We start from the raw sequence: 20,484 nt of genomic DNA, 5'->3' as shown, positions 1-20,484 counted from the left end.
TTCGGAGTCATCATGCGTTCGTTCGTTCTACTGGCTTTCACCCTGTCGCTACTGGCCGGCTGCTCCAGCGGCCCGCGCCTGAACACCGACTACACCTCGGCGAACCAGGACAGCCGCGTCCAGTTCATCGTCCTCCACTACACCTCCACCGATCTGCCGCATTCGCTGGGCATCCTCACCCACGGCGGCGTCAGCGCGCACTACCTGATCGGCGACGACGAGCCGGCCACCGTCTACCGCCTGGTGGATGAGAACCGCCGCGCCTGGCACGCCGGGGTCAGTGAATGGCAGGGCCGGACCTGGCTGAACGCCACCTCGATCGGCATCGAGATCGTCAACCAGGGCTATCGCGATACACCCCAGGGGCGGGTCTGGTATCCGTTCAGCGAAGCACAGATCCAGGCGCTGATCCCCCTGCTGAAGGACATCGCCAAGCGCCACGGCATCACCCCGGACCGGATCATCGGACACAGCGATATCGCGCCGGGCCGCAAGGTCGATCCGGGTCCGCTGTTCCCCTGGAAGCGCCTCGCCGACGCCGGCCTGGTGCCCTGGCCGAAGCCCGGCGAATTGGCGCGCCGGCTCGCCGAACTGAACGGCCAGCTGCCGGATGTGCGCTGGTTCCAGCAGCAGTTGGCGCGGCACGGTTACCTGGTGCCGCAGACCGGCGATCTGGAGAAGGACACCCGCGACGTCATCGGCGCTTTCCAGATGAAATACCGTCCGGCCCGCTTCGATGGCGAGCCGGACCTGGAAACCGCCGCCCTGCTGCTGGCGGTGCCGACTTCCTGAGGCCTGTGGAAAAGCCTGCCGGGAGCGGCCCCGGTCACACCGGCAGCAGCATGTAGAAGCGCGCGCCCTGGCCCGGTTGCGAGCGCACCGCGATGCGCCCGCCATGCAGCTGGATGATTTCCTTGCACAGCGCCAGGCCGAGGCCGGCGCCGCCCTTCTTGCGTCCGACCTGGACGAAAGGCTCGAAGATCCGTCCTTGCTGGCTGAAGGGAATGCCTTCGCCATTGTCTTCCACCGCGATCAGCACCCGGTCGCCCTGGCGCCGGGCCTGCAGGTGGATCTGCCCGCCTTCGCTGCTATGGCGCAGGGCGTTTTCCAGCAGGTTGTCGATCACCCGCTCGATCTGCAGGCGATCGAGCTGCAGGCGCGGCAGCTCATCGCCCAGCTCCAGTTGCAGCGAGACCCGGCGGGCCTCGCCCTTGGGAATGAAACGCTGCTGCGCCTGGGTGAGCAGGTCGACGAGGTCGCAGGAAGCCAGTTCGAGCTTCTGCATGCCGGTCTGGTAGCGCGAGAAGTTCAACAGGTCGTTGATCAGCAGGACCAGCCGCGACATCTCTTCGTCCACCGTCTGGATCAGGTCCGCTTCCCGTGACTCCGCGGGGAAGTCCAGGCGTTCGCGGAGCAGGCTGAAGGCCATCTGCATGCCGGTCACCGGCGTACGCAGTTCGTGGGAGGCACGCAGGACGAATTCGCTGCGGACCCGTTCGAAGGCGCGCTGCTCGGTCACGTCGCGGACCACCAGCACCGCGCCGACGCTATGCCCGCCGGGATGGGTGACCGGATACAGCGACCAGGCCAGCAGGCGCGACTCGCCGGCGACGTCCACCACCAGGTCGGGCATCGCCTCGTCCTGGACTTCGCCGAGCAGGGCCTTTTCCACCGCCTCCTGGACATCGACATCGCTGAGTATTTCGTCGATCCGCTTGCCATGGGGGTCGTTGGAGACGAACAGCTGGCGGATCGCGACCGGGTTGGCGTGTTCGATGCGTCCCTGGTTGTCGAAGATCACCAGGCCGTCGTCGATGCTGTCGAGTACCGCCTGCAGGCGCCGCTCGCCGGAAAGCACCTCTTCGACGCTGGTCTTGCGATACTGCCGCAGGGCCTCGGCCATCAGGCCGAAACGCCGGGTCAACTGGCCGACCTCGGCGACGTTGGTCATCGGCAGGGTCACGTCGAAATCGCCTTCGCCGATCCTGTCCGCCGCCCGCGCCAGGGTTTCGATCGGCGCGCCGAAGCGCCGGGCGATGCTGTGGGCGGTGACGAAACCGATCAGCAGGATGGCGACGCCCACCAGGCCAAGCAGGCCGGCGACCAGGTAGGCACGATGGCGGGCGCTGGTCTCGGCTTCGCTGATGCCGGCCAGCGCCAGTTGCTGCAGGTCCTGCAGGCGCAGGCGCAGGCCATTGAAGGCTTCGCTGAAGCCGTCGTTGTCGGCCATGGGCGCCTCGAGCAGGGCCGGGGTGTGCGCCTGCAGTTGCAGGTAGGCGTTGCGGACGCCATCCAGGGCGGCCTGCTCGGCGCTGTCGACGGTATTCGCCCGGCCCTGTTCCAGGACTCGTCGGAAGTCGTTTTGCGAGCGCTCCAGGGCCTGCCCGTCGGGGGTTTCGCGGAGCAGTATGACCAACTGGTCGCCGAGCAACTGGCGCAGTTGCTGGCTCACCTCGATGGTCGCGTAGTGGTGCGACATCCGTTGTTCCTGGGCGCGGCCGAGCTGCATCACGCTGAACAGCCCGAGCAGCAGGCCGAACAGCGAGACGGTGATCAGCGCGGAAATGCTGAGGAACAACCGGGTCCGGAGCTTCATCGGCAGCGGCATGCTCATAGGCCGTACTGCTTGCGCTTCCGGTACAGGGTCGAGGCATCGATACCGAGGGTCTTGGCGGCCTGGTCGAGGGTCGCGCTGGAGGCCATCACCGCCGTGATATGGGCTTTCTCCAGGTCTTCCAGGCTCAGCGATTCGCCGATCCGCGGCGCGCTGCTGGCAGATTGCGCAGCGCTGAAACCGAGGTGGTCGACATCCACCAGTTCCTGGTTGCAGATGATGCTGGCGCGTTCGATCACGTTGCGTAGCTCGCGTACGTTGCCCGGCCAGGGGTATTGCCGCATGGCCTCGCGGGCGGCTTCGCTGAAGCCGCGGGCGGGGCGGCCGTAGTCCTTGACGAAGCGAGCGAGGAAACGTTCGGCCAGGCCGAGGATATCCTCGGCGCGTTCGCGCAGGGGAGGCAGGTTGAGCACGATCACGTTGAGGCGGTAGAGCAGGTCCTCGCGGAACTGGCCCTGGGCGACCATCGCGCCCAGGTCGCGGTTGGTCGCGGCAAGGATGCGTACGTCGGCGCGGCGGGTCACCGGATCGCCGACGCGTTCGTATTCCTTGTCCTGGATGAAGCGCAGCAGCTTGGGTTGCAAGGTCAGCGGGAAGTCGCCGATCTCGTCGAGGAACAGGGTGCCGCCGTCAGCCTGGCTGACCCTGCCCAGGGTGCTTTCGGTGGCACCGGTGAAGGCGCCGCGACTGTGCCCGAACAGTTCGCTTTCCATCAGTTCGGCGGTCAGCGACGGGCAGTTGATGGTGACCTGGGGCTTCTTCGCGCGTTTGCTCCAGGTGTGGATGGCGCGTGCCAGTTCGCCCTTGCCGGAGCCGGATTCGCCGAGGATGAGGATGTTGGCGTCGGTCGCCGCTACCTGGCGCGCGGTCTCCAGTACCGCGGCCATGGCCGGGCTGTGCGATTCCAGGCCGTCGCCCTGGCGGCGCACTTCGTCCTCCAGGGCCTCCAGGCGCGCGGTCAGTTGGCGCACCTCCAGTTGCTTGGCGGCGGCCAGGCGCAGTTGGTCCGGGCTGCAGGGCTTGACCAGGTAATCCACCGCGCCGGCCTGCATGGCGTCGACCGCGGTATCCACCGCCGAATGCGCGGTGACGATCACCACGCGCATCCATGGCGCCTGGACGCGCATCTGGGCGAGAACGTCGAGCCCGTTGTCTTCGCCCAGGCGCAGGTCGAGGAAGCACAGGTCGAATACCTGGCGCTGCAACAGGGCCTCCGCCTGCGGCGCGCTGCTGGCGGTGGCCACGCTGTAGCCTTCGTCTTCGAGGCAATAACGGAAAGTGCGCAGGATCGCCGACTCGTCATCGACCAGCAGGATGCGCCCCTGTTTTTCGGAAGTGGTTTCCATCGTTGCTTTTTATCCTCTAGGGAATTCACTGCCATTCGGCTTCTGGGTTAGTCCCCGGAAAGCCCATGCAAGTTGCAGAGCGCCCCGCCGCCCATCCGGGCGGCCAGGGCGGCGTGCAACCTGCCGATGTTGCTGTTCTTGGGTTTTCGGGAAGCCGTGGCGGCTCCACGGATGGCTCCGGGTAGCAGGTGCCGGGTCGCTTCCCTGTTGCATGTGACAGCGTACCGCGCCGATCGTGCAAAACGCCCGGAATAATTTGTCGCGTCGTGCAGGATGAACTGCGCAGACTACCTGGGTTGTTTTATAACTTATTGAATTAAAAGTGTTTTTATTTTTCAGAAAGGCTGGCATGCGGCGTGCAATGAGGTAGTCACGGTCTCCCTGAAGAAAAAATGGACACAGGCCGGTTCGCTACCCCGATGGGCCTGGCCCCGAGGCGGTACCGACAGTTCCGAAGGCACACAGGAGAAAACATCATGCTTAGTTGGGCTATCACCTTTCTGATCATCGCCATCATCGCTGCCGTCCTCGGGTTTGGTGGCATCGCAGGTGCCGCCACCGGAATCGCGAAGATCCTCTTCGTGCTGTTCCTGGTGCTCTTCGTGGTCTCGTTCTTCTTCGGACGCCGTCGCGGCTAACCGGATGCCAAGGAGAAAGCGATGCGACTCATGCGTAACCTGATGAACGCACTGCTGCTCGGTGCCGCCGCCAGTTCGCTGGCGGTGGCGGCCGACAGGGACGGCGAATACCGCTTGAACGAACTGCAGAGCACCGATGCCGGATACCGCAAGGCCTGGCAGAACCTGGTGGAAGACGAGAGCCGCTTGCCCGACTGGGTGATGAATCTCTCGGGAACCGCTACGCCGATGCATGCCGTCGACGACCAGGGCGACAAGTATCTGGTTGGCGGTCTCTGCGAGAAGTCCGATTGCAAGGGCCAGCGCCTGCTGGTCGCCTTCGATTGGGACAAGAGTCATGCCTACGGGCTCTACGTGCAGGTGCCCGAAGGGCTGCCGCAGGACAAGTCGCCGAGCAAGCACGCCAGCTTCCGCTGGCTGGGCAAGCCGGAACCGGCGGTACAGAAGATCCTCGACGAACAACTCAAGGCCGATCCGAACTGGTACTGAGGCGGAACGGGCTTGCGTGACACCGCCCCGCCCGCAGCGGGGCATGGCCAGGGGACCGGGATGCGCTGGGTGAGGTCGATCCGGCGGGTTCCAGGGGTACAGGGAGTACCTCCTTCGGGGTCGGGCCAGGCGAAAACGCGCCGGAGGGGAGCCACCGATGTCTCGCTGCCTTCCGGCGCGCTTCTATATATAGAAGGGGTACGATGCTCCGCCGTCCGGCGGAGCGTCGGCTTCCGGAGCGATACTCCGCGAACTTCCCTGATATCGATCAATGCCTGTGGATGGCGGAGTCGTTTTACAATCGACCGCCCGCGCGTTCCGAGGCGCCCTCCCAGAAGGGCTTTACCGCGCGGTTATCCACAGAATGCCGCTTATCCACAGCCGGCGATGGCGTGCCGGACGGCCTTGCGTGTCCTGCGACCATGCATCGCAGCGATGATGAGCGACTTTCAACTTCCCAGGATGGGCACGAGGCTCCCGGGCCTTGCACGGAGTGCCTTCCGCTCCCTGTTCTTGTACGAAAATCAAGGGCAATTTCCTGTGGGACGGACGTTTCATTAGTGATTTCTCATGCCGATTCGGCATGGGGCAGTCACTTACGGCATTAGACGGGGTAGGGGAGCGCATGAATCATTGCGCCCTTTCGCCTGTCGGGAGCGACTCTCCCGTTGGAGCGACTCCCGACTTCCACAAGAATTAAGGGTGACGAAACATGGGTAAAGCCAAGCTAAGCCTCGCCTGGCAGATCGTGATCGGTCTGGCACTCGGTATCGCCGTCGGCGCAGTGCTCAACCATTTCAGCGCCGAAAAGGCCTGGTGGATCGCCAACGTGCTGCAACCGGCCGGCGACATCTTCATCCGTCTGATCAAGATGATCGTGGTGCCGATCGTGATTTCCTCGCTGGTGGTCGGCATCGCCGGCGTCGGCGACGCGAAGAAGCTTGGCCGCATCGGCCTGAAGACCATCATCTACTTCGAGATCGTCACCACCGTCGCCATCGTCGTCGGCCTGCTGCTGGCCAACCTGTTCCAGCCCGGCACCGGCATCGACATGAGCACCCTGGGTACCGTGGACATTTCCCAGTACCAGAAGACCACCCAGGAAGTGCAGCATGACCATGCGTTCATCGCGACCATCCTCAACCTGATTCCCTCCAACGTCTTCGCCGCCATCGCCCGTGGCGAGATGCTGCCGATCATCTTCTTCTCGGTGATGTTCGGCCTCGGCCTGTCGAGCCTGCCCAACGATCTGCGCGAGCCGCTGGTGAAGGTGTTCCAGGGCGTTTCCGAGACCATGTTCAAGGTCACCCACATGATCATGAAGTACGCCCCTATCGGTGTCTTCGCCCTGATCGCGGTGACCGTCGCCAACTTCGGCTTCGCCTCGCTGCTGCCGCTGGCCAAGCTGGTGATCCTGGTCTACGTGGCCATCGTCTTCTTCGCCCTGGTGGTGCTGGGCCTGATCGCGCGGATGTTCGGCTTCTCGATCATGCGCCTGATCCGCATCTTCAAGGACGACCTGGTCCTCGCCTATTCCACCGCCAGCTCGGAAACCGTGCTGCCGCGCATCATCGAGAAAATGGAAGCCTACGGCGCGCCGAAGGCGATCAGCAGCTTCGTGGTGCCCACCGGCTACTCCTTCAACCTCGATGGCTCGACCCTGTACCAGAGCATCGCGGCGATCTTCATCGCGCAGCTCTACGGCATCGACCTGTCCATCGGCCAGCAGATCATGCTGGTGCTGACCCTGATGGTGACCTCCAAGGGTATCGCCGGCGTGCCGGGCGTATCCTTCGTGGTGCTGCTCGCCACCCTGGGCAGCGTCGGCATCCCGCTCGAGGGCCTGGCCTTCATCGCCGGCGTGGACCGCATCATGGACATGGCGCGCACCGCCCTCAACGTGATCGGCAATGCCCTCGCGGTGCTGGTCATCTCCAAGTGGGAAGGCATGTACGACGCGGCCAAGGGCCAGCGCTACTGGGATTCGCTGCCGCACCTGCGGCAGGCGGTCGGCGAAGCCAAGGGCAAGCAGGCCACCCTCGAATAAGGCGGCTTCCCGCCCAGGAGGCCCCGGCATCGTCCGGGGCCTCGGCGTTTCTGGCGCCGGCACCGCCTGCGCCGCTATCATCCGCGCAACGCGGGGGATTCTGAATGCTGAACGGCTTGTGGTTGGGTTTTTTCCTGGTGGCGGCGGCGAGTGCGCTGGCGCGCTGGTTGATCGGCGGCGATGCGACGGTGTTCGCGGCGATGGTGGAGAGCCTGTTCGCCATGGCCAAGCTGGCGGTCGAGGTGATGGTCCTGCTGTTCGGCACCCTGACGCTCTGGCTCGGTTTCCTGCGCATCGCCGAGAAGGCCGGGCTGGTGGAGCGCCTGGCGGTGCTGCTCGGACCGCTGTTCCGCCGGCTGATGCCGGAAGTGCCGCCGGGGCATCCGGCGATCGGCCTGATCACCCTGAACTTCGCCGCCAATGGCCTGGGTCTGGACAACGCCGCCACGCCGATCGGCCTGAAGGCGATGAAGGCGTTGCAGGAGCTCAATCCCAGCAGCACCACCGCGAGCAATGCGCAGATCCTCTTCCTGGTGATCAACGCCTCGTCCCTGACCCTGCTGCCGGTGACTATCTTCATGTACCGCGCGCAGCAGGGCGCGGCCGATCCGACCCTGGTATTCCTGCCGATCCTCCTGGCCACCAGCGCCTCGACCCTGGCCGGCCTGTTGTCGGTGGCGCTGATGCAGCGCCTGCGCTTGTGGGACCCGGTGGTGCTGGCCTACCTGATCCCCGGCGCGTTGCTGCTGGCCGGCTTCATGGCGGTGCTCGGCACGCTCTCGGCCACCGCGCTGGCGCAGCTGTCCTCGCTGCTGGGCAACCTGACGCTGTTCAGCCTGATCGTGCTGTTCCTGATCGTCGGCGCGCTGAAGAAGGTGCCGGTCTACGAGAGCTTCGTGGAGGGGGCGAAGGAAGGTTTCGACGTCGCCAGGAACCTGTTGCCGTACCTGGTCGCAATGCTTTGCGCGGTTGGCGTGTTGCGCGCCTCCGGGGCGCTGGAAGTGGTACTCGGCGGGATACGCTGGGCGGTCGAGGGGCTGGGCTGGGACAGCCGCTTCGTCGAGGCGCTGCCCACCGCGCTGGTCAAGCCGTTCTCCGGCAGCGCGGCGCGGGCGATGCTGCTGGAGACCATGCAGACCCACGGCGTCGACAGTTTCCCGGCGCTGGTCGCCGCCACCGTGCAGGGCAGTACCGAGACCACCTTCTACGTGCTCGCCGTCTATTTCGGCTCGGTCGGCCTGCAGCGCGCGCGCCACGCGGTGGGCTGCGCGCTGACCGCGGACCTGGCCGGGGTCATCGCCTCCATCGGCGTGTGCTACTGGTTCTTCGCCTGAAGTCGCCAGGCTTCGACGTCACTGGGTGACGTCGAAGCGCAGGGTACCGATCATCTGTCCGGCCTCGGTGAGTACCTTCACCTGCCAGTGGCCGACCGGGTCGCCGGGGAAGTTCTGCTTGTGGGTCCAGGCCCGGTAGCCCTCCTTGCGGCCGCCGTGGATATCCAGGGCGATGCGGTCGAACTCCTTCCCGTTGAACATCCACACGTGATAGATGCGCTCGTCGAGGCCGCGCGGCGCGTTGATCGCGGTATAGGCGAACAGGCCCTGGCTGCGCAACTGGCTGGCGCCGACCTGCTCCAGGCTGTCGCCGGGCGTGCGGCTCTGGTCGTCGAACTGGCTGCTCACCGCCACTTCGGTCAGCCACAGGGTGGCCGGCGGCACCCAGGTACGGCCGAACCAGCCGGCCAGGCCCACTGCCAGGGTCAGGCCGAGAAGCAGGAAGCCGCGCCACCAGTGCTGTAGCGGGAAGGTCACGAGCAGGCTGGGGAAGGACAGCACGACGGCGATGCCCAGCGACAACCGGTAGCTTTCCGGGGTGGTCAGGTGCAGCAGGATCGGCAGCGAGGTCAGCAACACCGCGAACAGGGTCAGGGTGTGGTAGGCGAGGAACACCCAGCGACGCCTGGACAGCCAGCGATAGTAGAGCGGATCGGTGATGGAGATCAGCGCCGCGGCGGCCAGCGTCCCTGTGAACAGCGCCTGACCGCTGTTCCAGGTGGTGGTGATGAGAAAGAACGGCAGGACGAAGAACAGGCTTTCCTGGTGGATCAGTTGGGTCGCGTAGCGCAGCAGCGGTGCCGGGATCTCCCAGCCGAAGCGGCGGGCGAAGGTCTCCCGCAGGAGGTTCTCGAGGATCAACCAGACCCAACTGACCAGCATGATGATCGCCAGCACCTGGGCGAAGCCCTTCTGCCGGTCGACCATGATGAAACTGAACACGCCCGAACAGAAGCCGAACAGGGCGATGGTGCGCGGATAGCGGGCCATCAGGCCGCCGACCAGGGCGATCAGTTGCTCCAGGCGGGCCTTGAGGACGGGGCGTTGTTGGTTGGGCATGGGGACCAGCGGGTTCTCGATCGGAGCTGCTCGGCCAGCCGGCCGGGGCGCGCAGCATAACCCCGGCCGGGTTTCCTGGGTATGAACGAAGGACAGCTGCCGCGTGGCGAATGTTTCCTTCGCCCGACAGAGGCTCCGCTCTCCTTTCTGGAGGTCGACCAGGGAAAAAGGCGTCGCTTTCCCGACCGATGGTCGCGAAGCTTTCGACAGTCTTTCAAACCCCTTCCATTCGCACCTTTCGGGCAATTTTAGATTGTTCGACAGGAGTTTTTACACATATGGTTACAACTCGGTCGATGGATGACGTACCCGCCTGCGTGGCCATCGACGCCGCCATGGACCGCTTCCCCGTGTCTGCCTGAGTGTGTGTCCCATGGCCTCTAATAAATCCAAAGGTGTCGCCATTTTCCGTGTGGTCAGTGGCAACTTCCTCGAGATGTACGACTTCATGGTGTATGGCTTCTACGCCACCGCCATCGCCAAGACCTTCTTCCCCGGCGACAACCCGTTCGCCTCCCTGATGCTGTCCCTCGCCACCTTTGGCGCCGGCTTCCTGATGCGGCCGCTGGGTGCGGTGTTCCTGGGCGCCTACATCGATCGCCACGGCCGCCGCCAGGGCCTGATCATCACCCTCGGCCTGATGGCCATGGGCACCCTGCTGATCGCCTTCGTTCCCGGCTATGCCACGCTGGGCGTGGCGGCGCCGTTGCTGGTGCTGTTCGGCCGGCTCCTGCAGGGTTTTTCCGCCGGCGTCGAGCTGGGAGGGGTTTCGGTCTACCTGTCGGAGATCGCCACGCCAGGACGCAAAGGCTTCTTCGTCAGTTGGCAGTCGGCGAGCCAGCAGGTCGCGGTGGTCTTCGCCGGCCTGCTCGGCGTGCTCCTCAACCAGTGGCTGAGCCCGCAGGACATGGGCGAATGGGGCTGGCGCGTACCGTTCTTCATCGGCTGCCTGATCGTTCCGGCGCTGTTCGTCATCCGTCGCTCGCTGGAGGAAACTCCGGAGTTCGAGGCGCGCACCCACCGACCGTCGCTGTCGCAGGTGCTGCGCTCCATCGGGCAGAACTTCGGCGTAGTGCTGGCCGGTACCGCGATGGTGGTGATGACCACCGTATCGTTCTACCTGATCACCGCCTACACGCCGACCTTCGGCAAGAATGAGTTGCAACTGTCGGACCTCGACAGCCTGCTGGTGACCATGTGCATCGGCCTGTCCAACTTCATCTGGCTGCCGGTGATGGGCGCGTTCTCCGACCGCATCGGGCGCAAGCCATTGTTGCTGGGTGCCTCCGCGCTGGCACTGCTGACCGCCTACCCGGCGCTGTCCTGGCTGGTCCGCGAGCCGAGTTTCGCCGGCCTGCTCGGCGTCGAGTTGTGGCTGTCGTTCCTCTACAGCAGCTACAACGGCGCGATGGTGGTGGCGTTGACCGAGGTGATGCCGGCGGACGTGCGCACCACCGGTTTCTCCCTCGCCTACAGCCTGGCTACGGCGACCTTCGGTGGTTTCACCCCGGCGGTCTGCACCTGGCTGATCCACACCCTGGACAACCGCGCGGCTCCGGGCATCTGGCTCAGTGGCGCGGCGCTGCTGGGGCTGCTCGCCACCCTGGTGCTGTTCCGCCGGCGCGGCAAGGAGATCGCCGAGGCCGAGCTGGCCAACGCCTGAGGCGTTTCGCCGCATGCCGTGCGTCGGCTCCCGCCGGGGCTGCGGCGGCGGCGTTGATGTCGATCAACCGGAGCTGCGCCAAACCGCGTAGACAGGAAGGAAGTGGTTGTACCGACTTCCTTCCCTTCCTGGAGATCGCATCATGTCCAATGTACAAAATGCCAGCCGGTCTTCCGCGTTCGCGGCGGTGGAGGGCGACCATTGGGTCGAGTCCCTCGACGATGGCCGCCACGTGCTGATCCGTCCCCTGCGCGAGGAGGACCGGGAGCGCGAACGCCAGTTCATCAACCGGCTGTCCCCGGCGACCCGCCACTTCCGCTTCCTCGGCGAGATCAAGGAAGCCAGCCCGGCGCTGCTCGACCAACTGATGGACATCGACTACCAGCAGAGCATGGCCTTCGTTGCCCTGGTGCACGAGGACGGTGAGCTGCGCGAGGTCGGTATCAGCCGCTACGCCGCCTGTTGCGAGGAAGGGCAGTGCGAATGCGCGGTAACCATCGCCGACGACTACCAGGGGCTGGGCCTCGACGCCGTGCTGATGCGCCATCTGATCGACGTGGCGCGGCGCAACGGCTTCCGCCAGATGTATTCGGTGGACTCGGCGGCCAACCGGGCGATGCGCGACCTGTGTTGCGCACTGGGCTTCGTCGGCCAGCGCGACCCGGACGACTCGACCCAGGTCATCCACCGCCTGGCCCTGTAGCCCGCTCAGGCGCGCCGGCGGCGCAGGCCGAACCAGAGCAGGCCGCTGGCCAGGAGACCGGCGGCGAGCAGCAATGGGTAGAGCATGTCGTCGTCGAATAGCGGCTTTTCGATGCGCAGGTAGCCTTCGCCGTCGAACAGCCGCTTCGCCAGCGCGTTCGCCTGTTGCAGGCTGACCTTCGCCAGGCGGCGCTCCTCATTGGGGAAATGGCCGTCCTCGTAGTCGGCCAGCGAGCCCCAGTAATAGTCCGCCAGCGCCGCGTTGCCCTGGGTGCTCCAGGCCAGCCTGGCGCGCTCGGCGAATTGCACCCGCTTGAAACGCCCCGGGTCCAGGCCATGCTGGCGGATGCCGTCGAGCAACTCGCGCAGGGCGGCCTCGGTGGCGGGTAGGTCGCTGCGCTCGACATCCGCGTCGAGGCTGAAGAAGCCCTGGTTGGCGAACACCTGGCGATCGGTCGATGGCCCGTAGGTGAGTCCGCGACGCACACGCAGGTCGGCGTACAGCGCGTCGTTCATATAGGCCTGGAGCAGGACCATGGCGTCCGGGTCGGCGTCGTCCGGCTCCGGATAGATCCAGTGCAGCATCGCACCCTCGCCGAATGGCCGGGTGATCAGGGTGCGCCTGGCCTCGGCATGCCCGTTGGCCGCCGGCAGCTCGCGGCGCTCGGGGAGCTCGTGGTCTTCCAGGGTGCCGAAGGTCCGGGTCAGATAGGCCGGCAGGCGCGGATCGAGGTCACCGACCAGGATCAGGGTCATGTTGCCCGGTACGTACCAGTCGCTGCGCAGCCGCTCCAGCTGCTCCGCGCCAAGCGGCGCCAGCGGCGCGCGCTGGGAGCAGGCCAGGCCCAGTTCCACCGCCAGTTGGTCCATGGCGCCACGGCCCAGGTTCTCGCGGTCGAGCCAGCGCTGCAGGTGCGAGTAATGGCCGCCGCCTTCGCGCTCGATCACTCGCTTGGCGGCGGCGATGCGCGGCTCGTCCAGTTCGGTGCGGGTGATGGTGTCCAGCAGCAGGTCTAGGACCTGCCGCTGGGTGGCGGCAGGTGCCTCGATGACGAAGGTGGTGTCGCCTTCGCTGGTGTAGGCGTTCCATTGTCCGCCGAGGGCCTGCATGCGGGCTTCCAGGTCGGCCTCGTCGCCGCCGTCCAGGCCGCTGAAGAACAGGTGCTCGAGCAGGTGCGGCAGCTGCTTTTCACGGCACGAGAAGTCGGCGAAACCGACCCCCACCACCAGCCGGATCGAGACGTGTCGGTGCTGCTCGGTGGGCTTGAGCAGCACGCCCATGCCGTTTTCCAGCTGGAAGGCTTCGACCTCGCTGCGCTGGTCGGCGTACGACCAGGGGCAGAGCAGGCAGAACAGCAGCAGGGTGGACAACGAACGCATGGGCCGAGCCTGGAACTGAAAATACCGAGAATAGCGGATGCTTCATGACGAACCTACCCGCAGAACGGCTAATGTCGCGAACGGCGCGTTTCCGCTCGCTCCTCGGCGAGCGCTGGCTCGGCCAGCGGCGCCGAGGTCATGTCGTCGACTTCGTCGGCCCAGTCGTCCTCGTCCCGCCGAGTGCCCTCGTCGGCCGCGCTGCTCGGCGCGTCTGGATTGTCCAGCACGGCGTAGGCGATGGCGCAGAACAGCGAGTTGAGACGCTTCATGTCGCTGATCAGGTCCAGGTGCAGCGAGCTGGTCTCGATGCTCTGTACCACCTGCTGGTGCAGGCGGTCGACATGGGCATGGGCGTAGCGCCGTTCCTGCAGACGGAAGCGCTGCTTGGCCCGGCGCAGGCGCTTGGCGCTGTCGAGGTCGCCGTTGAGGAACACCGAGAGACCCAGGCGCAGGTTGGAGACCAACTGCTGGTACAAGGTGCCGATCTCTTCCAGGCCGGTGTCGGAGAACGAGCGGCTGCGCGAGGTCTTCTTGTCCTGCACGGCGGCGAGCATGTGCTCGATGATGTCGCCGGCCTGCTCCAGGTTGATCGCCAGCTCGATGATCTCCGCCCAGCGCCGGCTGTCGCGTTCGGACAGGTCCTCGCGCGGCATCCTTGCCAGATACAGCTTGATCGCGGTGTAGAGGGCGTCGACGTCGTCGTCGAGCTTGCGGATGTCCTTGCCGAGCAGCGGATCGCCGCCGCGGATGATCTGCATCAGATTGTTCAGCATCTGCTCGACGGTGTCGCCCATGCGCAGGGTCTCGCGCACCGCGTTGGCCAGCGCCAGGCTCGGCGTGTCGAGGGCGGCGGGGTCGAGATGGCGCGGCCGGGCGACGTCGTCGGGAAGGGCACGGTCGGGCATCACACGGGTGCAGAAGCTGGCCATGGCGTTGGTCAGCGGCAGGCAGGCGAGGCAGCGCGCGGCGTTGTAGAGCACGTGGAAGGCGATCACCAGTTCGGCTGTGCTGAACTGCCAATGATCCATCCAGTCCGCCAGCGGCCCCACCAGGGGCAGCACCAGCAGGCAGCCGGCGACCTTGAACAACAGGCTGCCGAGGGCCACCCGGCGACCGGCGGCGTTTTGCGCGGTGGCGCTGAGCATGGCCAGGATGCCGCTGCCGAGGTTGGCGCCGACCACCAGGCACAGCGCGACTTTCAGCGAGATCACCTTGGACGCGGCGAGGGTCGCGGTAAGCAGCACGGCGGCCAGGCTGGAATAGGAAATCATGGCGAACAACGCGCCGGTCAGCGCGTCGAGCATGATGTCGCCGGTCAGGCTGGAAAACAGTACCTTGACGCCCTTGGCTTGGGTCATCGGCTCGGCGGCGGCGACGATCAGCTGGAGCGCCAGGATGATCAGGCCGAGGCCGATGAATACCCGGCCGAGCTGGCCGAGGCGGGTCTGTTTGCGGCTGAGGAAGAAAATCACGCCGAAGAAGATCAGCAATGGCGAAAGCCACGACAGGTCGAGGGTCAGCACCCGCGCCATCAGCGCGGTGCCGACATCGGCGCCGAGCATGATCGCCAGGGCCGGCGCCAGTGCCATCAGGCCCTGGGCGACGAAGGAGGTGGCCAGCAGGGCGGTGGCGTTGCTGCTTTGCACCAGGGCGGTGACGCCGATGCCGGCGGCGAACGCCAGCGGGCGTTTTTCCACGCTGCGACTGAGGATGCGCCGCAGGTCGGCGCCGTAGACCCGGAGGATTCCGGTGCGGACGATATGCGTGCCCCACACCAGCAGGGCGACGGCAGAGAGCAGGTCGAGCAGTTTCAGCATGGCGTGGCCCCCCTGGCACTACGACGAATGGCCAACCTCGCGCCAGGTTCCGCGTGCGTTGCGCCGCGGAGCCCGGACAACGGCGCCAACGGCCACGATGGAAAGGCAGCGTTCAGGCGAGTTGTAACACGAACGTCATATTTGGACAGGCGCCCCCCGCGGGAGTTCGTCTCGGCAGCCCGAGCGGCAGGGCGCCTACCCTTCATTCAAGCGTGCGCGCCGGGAAACGGCGAGGATTTTTTCGCCTTCCGTTCGATGCATGCGTTTGCGCCACAGGCCATGGAATTAGCCGACAGGAAGGGTATCCTTTGCACCTTTTAAAAAGCCCCGGTCTAGAGGGATACAGAGGAGTGGTGCGGATGCGATTTTCGGGGATCAGTGGCTGCCTCTCGGCAGCGGTGTTGGCGCTCGGGGTAGGGGGAGCGCCGGTGGTTCAGGCCGATGCGCTGGGCGATAGCCTGGAGCAGGCGCACATCCGCAAGGCGACCTTCGCCGCGCCGGCCTGGGAAGGCTATACCAACGCCGACGGCAGCGGTCTGTACTGGGACCTGCTGAAGCAGGTCTATGCGCCCTACGGGCTCGACGTGAAATTCATCAACATGCCCTGGAACCGCGCCAACAAGCTGATGACCGCGGGCTCCATGGTCGATGGCGTGCCGGGCGAGATCCCCGGCGTTGAGGGCAAGCTGTACGCCCAGTTGCCGATCGACATCGAGTACCACGGCGTGATGCATGCGGCGAAGACGCCCTTTTCCGGCCGCGCCAGCCTCACCGGCAAGCGCGTCGGCTGGCGCCACAGCTACAACCTGATCCCCGCGGAGCAGCGCGACTTCACCCTGGTCGAGTGCGTCCGCCCCGAGCGTTGCACCGAGCAGGTCCAGAACGGCGAGCTGGATTTCTTCCTCGACGAGCCGGACGAACTGGAAAAGCAGCGCAGCGAAGCGCATCTGCCGGCCGACGCCTACCCGATCGCGCAACTGCCGCCCGGCAAGGAGTCCTTCATGACCTTCGCCGACAGCGCCAGCGGCCGGCTCCTGCGCGAGGTCTACGACGCGCGGGTACGGCAGATGGCGGCGTCCGGCGAGCTGCGGGCGCTCTACCAGCGCTGGAACAGCGAGGTGCCCGGCGCCGTGCAGGCTCTTTCGGCGCAGTGATGCGCCGCTCATTTCCATCGCGAAGCCTTTCCGGGGCTTGCGCGGTGGGAATGAAACGCCTAGGATTCGCCCTTCATTTCCCCCACTTACGCACCGCAAAGGAGGTTACATCGATGATTCAGTTCTCTACCCTTTGCAGGCTGCGCCTGGCCTAACGGCCACCGAAACCTACCGCTCGACCCCCTGCACCGCTGAACGATTCCCGCCCTTGCGTCCGCGCAAGCTTCCGGCGAGAGGTCATCGGCTGCCGCGGTCACCGCTCCCCAGGTTTTCACTTCTCCGTTAGACGCCCTTCGCCCTTCCGCGAGTGCCCGCTCGGCTTCGGTCTGCCCCCCGGATCTACCGTTTCAATCACATGGATTGGATTATGGGCAACTACATCAAGCCTTTGTCCGCGGGCGTCGCACTGATCGCCTCGGACAGCACCTGGATCGAAGGCAAGGCGATCCAGCAACTGCAAACCACCGCCGAACTGGACGGCATGTGCCGCGTCGTCGGTCTCCCGGACCTGCATCCCGGCCGCGGCTATCCGGTCGGCGCGGCGTTCTTCTCCGTCGGTCGCTTCTATCCGGCGCTGGTCGGCAACGACATCGGCTGTGGCATGGCCCTGTGGGAAACCGGCCTGGCCCCCGGCAAGCTATCGGCGGACAAACTGGAAAAGCGCCTGGGCAATCTCGACCTGCCGCTGGACGAGACCTGGAGCGACTGCATCGAAGCCCTGGATCTACCGGCCCGCGAGCACTGGCGCGCGCTCGGCACGATCGGTGGCGGCAACCACTTCGCCGAGCTACAGCAGGTCGAGACCGTGTTCGACCAGGCCGCCCTGCACGCCCTCGGCCTCGATGCCGGCCGCCTGCAACTGCTGGTGCACAGTGGCTCGCGCGGTCTCGGCCAGGCGATCCTGCAAGAACAGGTCAGCCTGCATGGCCACGCCGGCCTGCTCGACGGCAGCCTGGAAGCTTCCGCCTACCTGGCGCGCCACGCCGATGCGCTGCGCTTCGCCGAGGGTAACCGCCAGCTCATCGCCCGGCGCATTCTCGAACGCTTGCGCTGCGACGGCCTGGAACTGCTCGACATCAACCACAACCTGGTGGCGCCGGCACAGGTCGATGGCGTCGACGGCTGGCTGCACCGCAAGGGCGCCACCCCGGCCGACCAGGGCGTGCTGGTGATCCCCGGCTCGCGCGGCGACTACAGCTACCTGGTGGAGCCTGTGCCGAGCGCGCAGAGCCTGTTCTCCCTGGCCCACGGCGCCGGTCGCAAATGGCAGCGCGGCGAGTGTCGGGAGCGTCTGGCGGCGCGCTTCAGCGTCGACCAGTTGGGCCGTACGCGCCTTGGCAGCAGGGTGATCTGTGGCGACCGCCAACTGATCTACGAGGAAGCGCCGGAAGCCTACAAGGGTATCGACTCGGTGGTCGGCGCGCTGCTCGAAGCCGGCCTGCTGCGCCTGGTCGCTCGCCTGAAGCCGGTGCTGACCTACAAGACCCGTGGGGAGTGCTGCCGATGATCCTGCTGCAACTCTCCGCGGCCCAGGGGCCGGCGGAATGCTGCCTGGCGGTGGCGAAGGCGTTCGAGCGGCTGTGCCTCGAGGCGGCGCAAGCCGGCGTCGAGGTCGAGGTAATCGAGGAGGTGGCCGGCGAGCGTCCGCGCACCTGGCGTTCGCTGCTCCTGGGGCGGCGCGGCACTGCCGCCGAAGCGCTCGCCGAGCGCTGGTGCGGCGGTATCCAATGGATCTGCCCCAGCCCCTACCGGGCAAGGCATGCGCGCAAGAACTGGTTCATCGGCGCGGAGCGCTTCGCCGCGCCGCCGGCCAGTCTGGAGGGCGAGATCCGTTTCGAGACCCTGCGCTCTTCCGGCCCCGGCGGCCAGCATGTCAACACCACCGACTCGGCGGTGCGCGCCACCCACCTGGCCAGCGGCATCAGCGTCAGGGTGCAGAGCCAGCGTAGCCAGCACGCCAACAAACGCCTGGCGATCCTGCTGATCGCCCGGCGCCTCGCGGACCAGGCGAGCAGCGCGGCCGACGCGCTGCGCGCGGAGCGCCGCCAGGCCCACGGTCGGATCAGTCGCGGCGCGGCTCGCCGGGTATTCCGCGGCGAGCGTTTCGAGCCGGCCTGAGCGGCTCAGTCGCCGAGCACTTCCTTGCGCAGCTTCACTGGCTCTTCGCCCCGCTTGCGCGCGGCGGCGCCGCGCATGCGGATGTTCAGCGCCTCCACGGCCAGGGAGAAGGCCATGGCGAAGTAGACGTAGCCCTTCGGCACATGGACTTCGAAGGCTTCGGCGATCAGCACCGTGCCGACCACGATGAGGAACGACAGGGCGAGCATCTTCAGCGACGGGTGCTTGTCGATGAAGTCGCTGATGGCGCCGGCGCAGAGCATCATCACCAGTACCGCGACGATGATCGCCGCGACCATCACCGGCACGTGGGAGACCATGCCGACGGCGGTGATCACCGAGTCCAGGGAAAAGACGATGTCGATGATCGCGATCTGGATGATGGTGCCGATGAAGCCGCCCGCCGACCCCTTCGGTTCATCGCCGCTTTCTTCCTCGCCTTCCAGGCCCTGGTAGATCTCCGAGCTGCTTTTCCAGAGCAGGAACAGGCCGCCGAAGAACAGGATCAGGTCGCGTCCGGAGATGCCCTGGCCGAACAGGTGGAAGAGGTCGGCGGTCAGGCGCATGACCCAGGTGATCGACAGCAACAGCAGGATCCGCGTCACCATCGCCAGGGCCAGGCCGAAGAAGCGGGTGCGTGGCTGCAGGTGCTTCGGCATGCGCCCGACCAGGATCGAGATCATGATGATGTTGTCGATGCCGAGGACGATCTCCAGGGCGGTCAGGGTGAAGAACGCAATCCAGATTTCCGGGCTGGTCAGCCATTCCATGAAGCGGTCACTCGTCTCGGTCAGTTACTGAACAGGGGGAACAGGCCCAGCAGCAGGGCCATGGCGAGGATTGCCAGGCACACCAGCACGGCCCATTTCAGGGTGAAGCGCTGGTGGTCGCCGAAGTCGATCTTGGCCAGCCCCACCAGCAGGTAGGTGGAGGGCACCAGCGGGCTGAGCAGGTGCACCGGCTGGCCGACGATCGAGGCGCGGGCCATTTCCACCGGGGTGATGCCGTATTCGGCGGCGGCCTGGGTGAGGATCGGCAGGACGCCGTAGTAGAAGGCGTCGTTGGACATGAAGAAGGTGAACGGCATGCTCACCAGCGCGGTGATGGTCGCCAGGTATGGGCCCAGCGCCGGCGGGATCACCGCCAGCAGGCTCTTGGACATGGCGTCGACCATCCCGGTTCCGGAGAGGATGCCGGTGAACACCCCGGCGGCGAAGATCAGCGAGACCACTGCGAGAATGTTCTCGGCGTGTGCGCCGATGCGCTTCTTCTGCTCCTGGATGCACGGGTAGTTGACGATCATGGCGATGCCGAAGGCGATCATGAACAGCACCGGCATCGGCAGCAGGCCGGCGATCAGGGTCGCCATCAGGACCACGGTGAGAATAGCGTTGAACCACAGCAGCTTGGGCCGGCGCGCCTCCGGATACTGCGACACGCTGATCTCCGCCAGGTCCTCATGGTCGGTGGGCAGGTGCAGCTCGCCGAGGCGGGCGCGCTCGCGCTTGCCGTAGATCCAGGCGATGGCGAAGATCGCCAGCAGCCCGGCGATCATCGCCGGGATCATCGGCACGAAGATATCCGCCGGGTCGACGTGCAGGGCACTCGCCGCGCGGGCGGTGGGGCCACCCCAGGGGGTCATGTTGAGCACGCCGCTGGAGAGCATGATCAGGCAGGCCATCACCAGCGGGCTCATGCCCAGGCGGCTGTACAACGGCAGTACGGCGGCCACGCAGATCATGTAGGTGGTCGAGCCGTCGCCGTCGAGGGAGACGATCATCGCCAGCGCCGCGGTGCCCAGCGAGACCTTCAGCGGGTCGCCCTTGACCAGCCGGAGGATCTTGCGCACCGCCGGGTCGAACAGCCCGGAGTCGATCATGATGGCGAAGTAGAGGATCGCGAACATCAGCATCACGCCGGTCGGCGCCAGGGTGCGGATGCCGTCGAGCATCATCGGGCCGAGGCCGGCGGCGAAACCGCCGATCAGGGCGAAGGCGATCGGGACCAGGATCAGCGCGATCAGCGCGGACAGGCGCTTGGTCATGATCAGGAACATGAAGGTCGCCACCATGGCGAAGGCGAGCAGGGTCAGCATGGGTTCACTCCGGGGAAGACGGCGGACG

The 20,484-nt window shown here is 66.0% G+C and carries 17 protein-coding genes; 10 read left to right on the top strand and 7 right to left on the bottom strand.

Annotation, left to right across the window (positions count from 1 at the left end):
• Positions 1–12: 12 nt before the first annotated feature.
• Complete coding sequence (gene ampDh2, locus ACM0M4_RS30545) at positions 13–792, top strand: N-acetylmuramoyl-L-alanine amidase AmpDh2 (protein WP_054375663.1); 780 nt, start codon at positions 13–15, stop codon at positions 790–792.
• 34 nt (positions 793–826) lie between these two features.
• Here the strand turns inward: ampDh2 and ACM0M4_RS30540 are convergent, their stop codons facing one another.
• Together ACM0M4_RS30540 and algB are read right to left on the bottom strand one after the other, a co-directional pair.
• Positions 827–2,614, bottom strand: a complete 1,788-nt coding sequence (locus ACM0M4_RS30540) for a KinB sensor domain-containing domain (RefSeq protein ID WP_003458303.1) — start codon at positions 2,612–2,614, stop codon at positions 827–829.
• Positions 2,611–3,960, bottom strand: coding sequence for a sigma-54-dependent response regulator transcription factor AlgB (gene algB, locus ACM0M4_RS30535; protein ID WP_003102840.1), 1,350 nt, complete (start codon positions 3,958–3,960; stop codon positions 2,611–2,613). Before algB ends, ACM0M4_RS30540 begins: the two co-directional genes overlap by 4 nt.
• A 476-nt stretch (positions 3,961–4,436) precedes the next feature.
• Between algB and ACM0M4_RS30530 the strand changes: the two genes are divergently transcribed.
• The 4 genes from ACM0M4_RS30530 to ACM0M4_RS30515 all read left to right on the top strand — a co-directional run bounded on the left by ACM0M4_RS30530 (position 4,437) and on the right by ACM0M4_RS30515 (position 8,468).
• Positions 4,437–4,598, top strand: coding sequence for a DUF1328 domain-containing protein (locus tag ACM0M4_RS30530; protein WP_003096961.1), 162 nt, complete (start codon positions 4,437–4,439; stop codon positions 4,596–4,598).
• Positions 4,599–4,619: 21 nt separating this feature from the next.
• The gene (locus ACM0M4_RS30525) at positions 4,620–5,087 is read left to right on the top strand and encodes an inhibitor of vertebrate lysozyme family protein (RefSeq protein WP_003114119.1); all 468 of its coding nucleotides are present in this window, start codon (positions 4,620–4,622) and stop codon (positions 5,085–5,087) included.
• A 712-nt stretch (positions 5,088–5,799) separates the two neighbouring features.
• Positions 5,800–7,134, top strand: a complete 1,335-nt coding sequence (gltP, locus tag ACM0M4_RS30520; protein ID WP_003096956.1) for a glutamate/aspartate:proton symporter GltP — start codon at positions 5,800–5,802, stop codon at positions 7,132–7,134.
• 104 nt (positions 7,135–7,238) lie between these two features.
• Positions 7,239–8,468 (top strand): nucleoside recognition domain-containing protein, encoded by a 1,230-nt coding sequence (locus ACM0M4_RS30515; protein ID WP_054375664.1) that lies wholly within the window; start codon positions 7,239–7,241, stop codon positions 8,466–8,468.
• An 18-nt stretch (positions 8,469–8,486) separates the two neighbouring features.
• Here the strand turns inward: ACM0M4_RS30515 and ACM0M4_RS30510 are convergent, their stop codons facing one another.
• Positions 8,487–9,527, bottom strand: a complete 1,041-nt coding sequence (locus ACM0M4_RS30510) for a DUF5924 family protein (RefSeq protein WP_003458299.1) — start codon at positions 9,525–9,527, stop codon at positions 8,487–8,489.
• A 373-nt stretch (positions 9,528–9,900) separates the two neighbouring features.
• Here ACM0M4_RS30510 and ACM0M4_RS30505 point away from each other — a divergent pair, with 373 nt between their 5' ends.
• Together ACM0M4_RS30505 and ACM0M4_RS30500 are read left to right on the top strand one after the other, a co-directional pair.
• Positions 9,901–11,190, top strand: coding sequence for an MFS transporter (locus ACM0M4_RS30505; protein WP_003096941.1), 1,290 nt, complete (start codon positions 9,901–9,903; stop codon positions 11,188–11,190).
• Positions 11,191–11,332: 142 nt separating this feature from the next.
• Positions 11,333–11,893, top strand: coding sequence for a GNAT family N-acetyltransferase (locus ACM0M4_RS30500; RefSeq protein WP_003096934.1), 561 nt, complete (start codon positions 11,333–11,335; stop codon positions 11,891–11,893).
• 5 nt (positions 11,894–11,898) lie between these two features.
• On the opposite strand, the gene ACM0M4_RS30495 is transcribed toward ACM0M4_RS30500, so the two are convergent.
• Entirely contained in the window at positions 11,899–13,272 is a 1,374-nt protein-coding gene (locus ACM0M4_RS30495; RefSeq protein ID WP_003096933.1) for a M16 family metallopeptidase, read from the bottom strand.
• 68 nt (positions 13,273–13,340) lie between these two features.
• Positions 13,341–15,089: a Na/Pi cotransporter family protein gene (locus ACM0M4_RS30490; protein ID WP_003096931.1), complete on the bottom strand. Its 1,749-nt coding sequence runs from the start codon at positions 15,087–15,089 to the stop codon at positions 13,341–13,343.
• 353 nt (positions 15,090–15,442) lie between these two features.
• On the opposite strand from ACM0M4_RS30490, the gene ACM0M4_RS30485 reads away from it, so the two are divergent.
• From ACM0M4_RS30485 to prfH, 3 genes are all read left to right on the top strand, one after another.
• Entirely contained in the window at positions 15,443–16,243 is an 801-nt protein-coding gene (locus ACM0M4_RS30485) for a substrate-binding periplasmic protein (protein ID WP_003121370.1), read from the top strand.
• 367 nt (positions 16,244–16,610) lie between these two features.
• Positions 16,611–17,750, top strand: a complete 1,140-nt coding sequence (locus ACM0M4_RS30480; protein ID WP_003121369.1) for an RNA ligase RtcB family protein — start codon at positions 16,611–16,613, stop codon at positions 17,748–17,750.
• Positions 17,747–18,361, top strand: a complete 615-nt coding sequence (gene prfH / locus ACM0M4_RS30475; protein ID WP_033999533.1) for a peptide chain release factor H — start codon at positions 17,747–17,749, stop codon at positions 18,359–18,361. Before ACM0M4_RS30480 ends, prfH begins: the two co-directional genes overlap by 4 nt.
• 5 nt (positions 18,362–18,366) lie before the next feature.
• On the opposite strand, the gene ACM0M4_RS30470 is transcribed toward prfH, so the two are convergent.
• Both ACM0M4_RS30470 and ACM0M4_RS30465 read right to left on the bottom strand, forming a co-directional pair.
• Positions 18,367–19,131 (bottom strand): TerC family protein, encoded by a 765-nt coding sequence (locus tag ACM0M4_RS30470; protein ID WP_003096920.1) that lies wholly within the window; start codon positions 19,129–19,131, stop codon positions 18,367–18,369.
• 20 nt (positions 19,132–19,151) lie between these two features.
• Positions 19,152–20,456 carry a CitMHS family transporter gene (locus ACM0M4_RS30465; protein WP_003096918.1) on the bottom strand — a complete coding sequence of 435 codons (1,305 nt, stop codon included), beginning with the start codon at positions 20,454–20,456 and terminating at the stop codon, positions 19,152–19,154.
• Positions 20,457–20,484: the final 28 nt, after the last annotated feature.

Origin of the sequence: Pseudomonas sp. 18-147, assembly GCF_051048045.1 — a bacterium.
Taxonomy (GTDB): domain Bacteria; phylum Pseudomonadota; class Gammaproteobacteria; order Pseudomonadales; family Pseudomonadaceae; genus Pseudomonas; species Pseudomonas aeruginosa.
The sequence above is the reverse complement of the archived record's forward strand: the minus strand, read 5'-3'. Positions and strand labels throughout refer to the sequence as shown.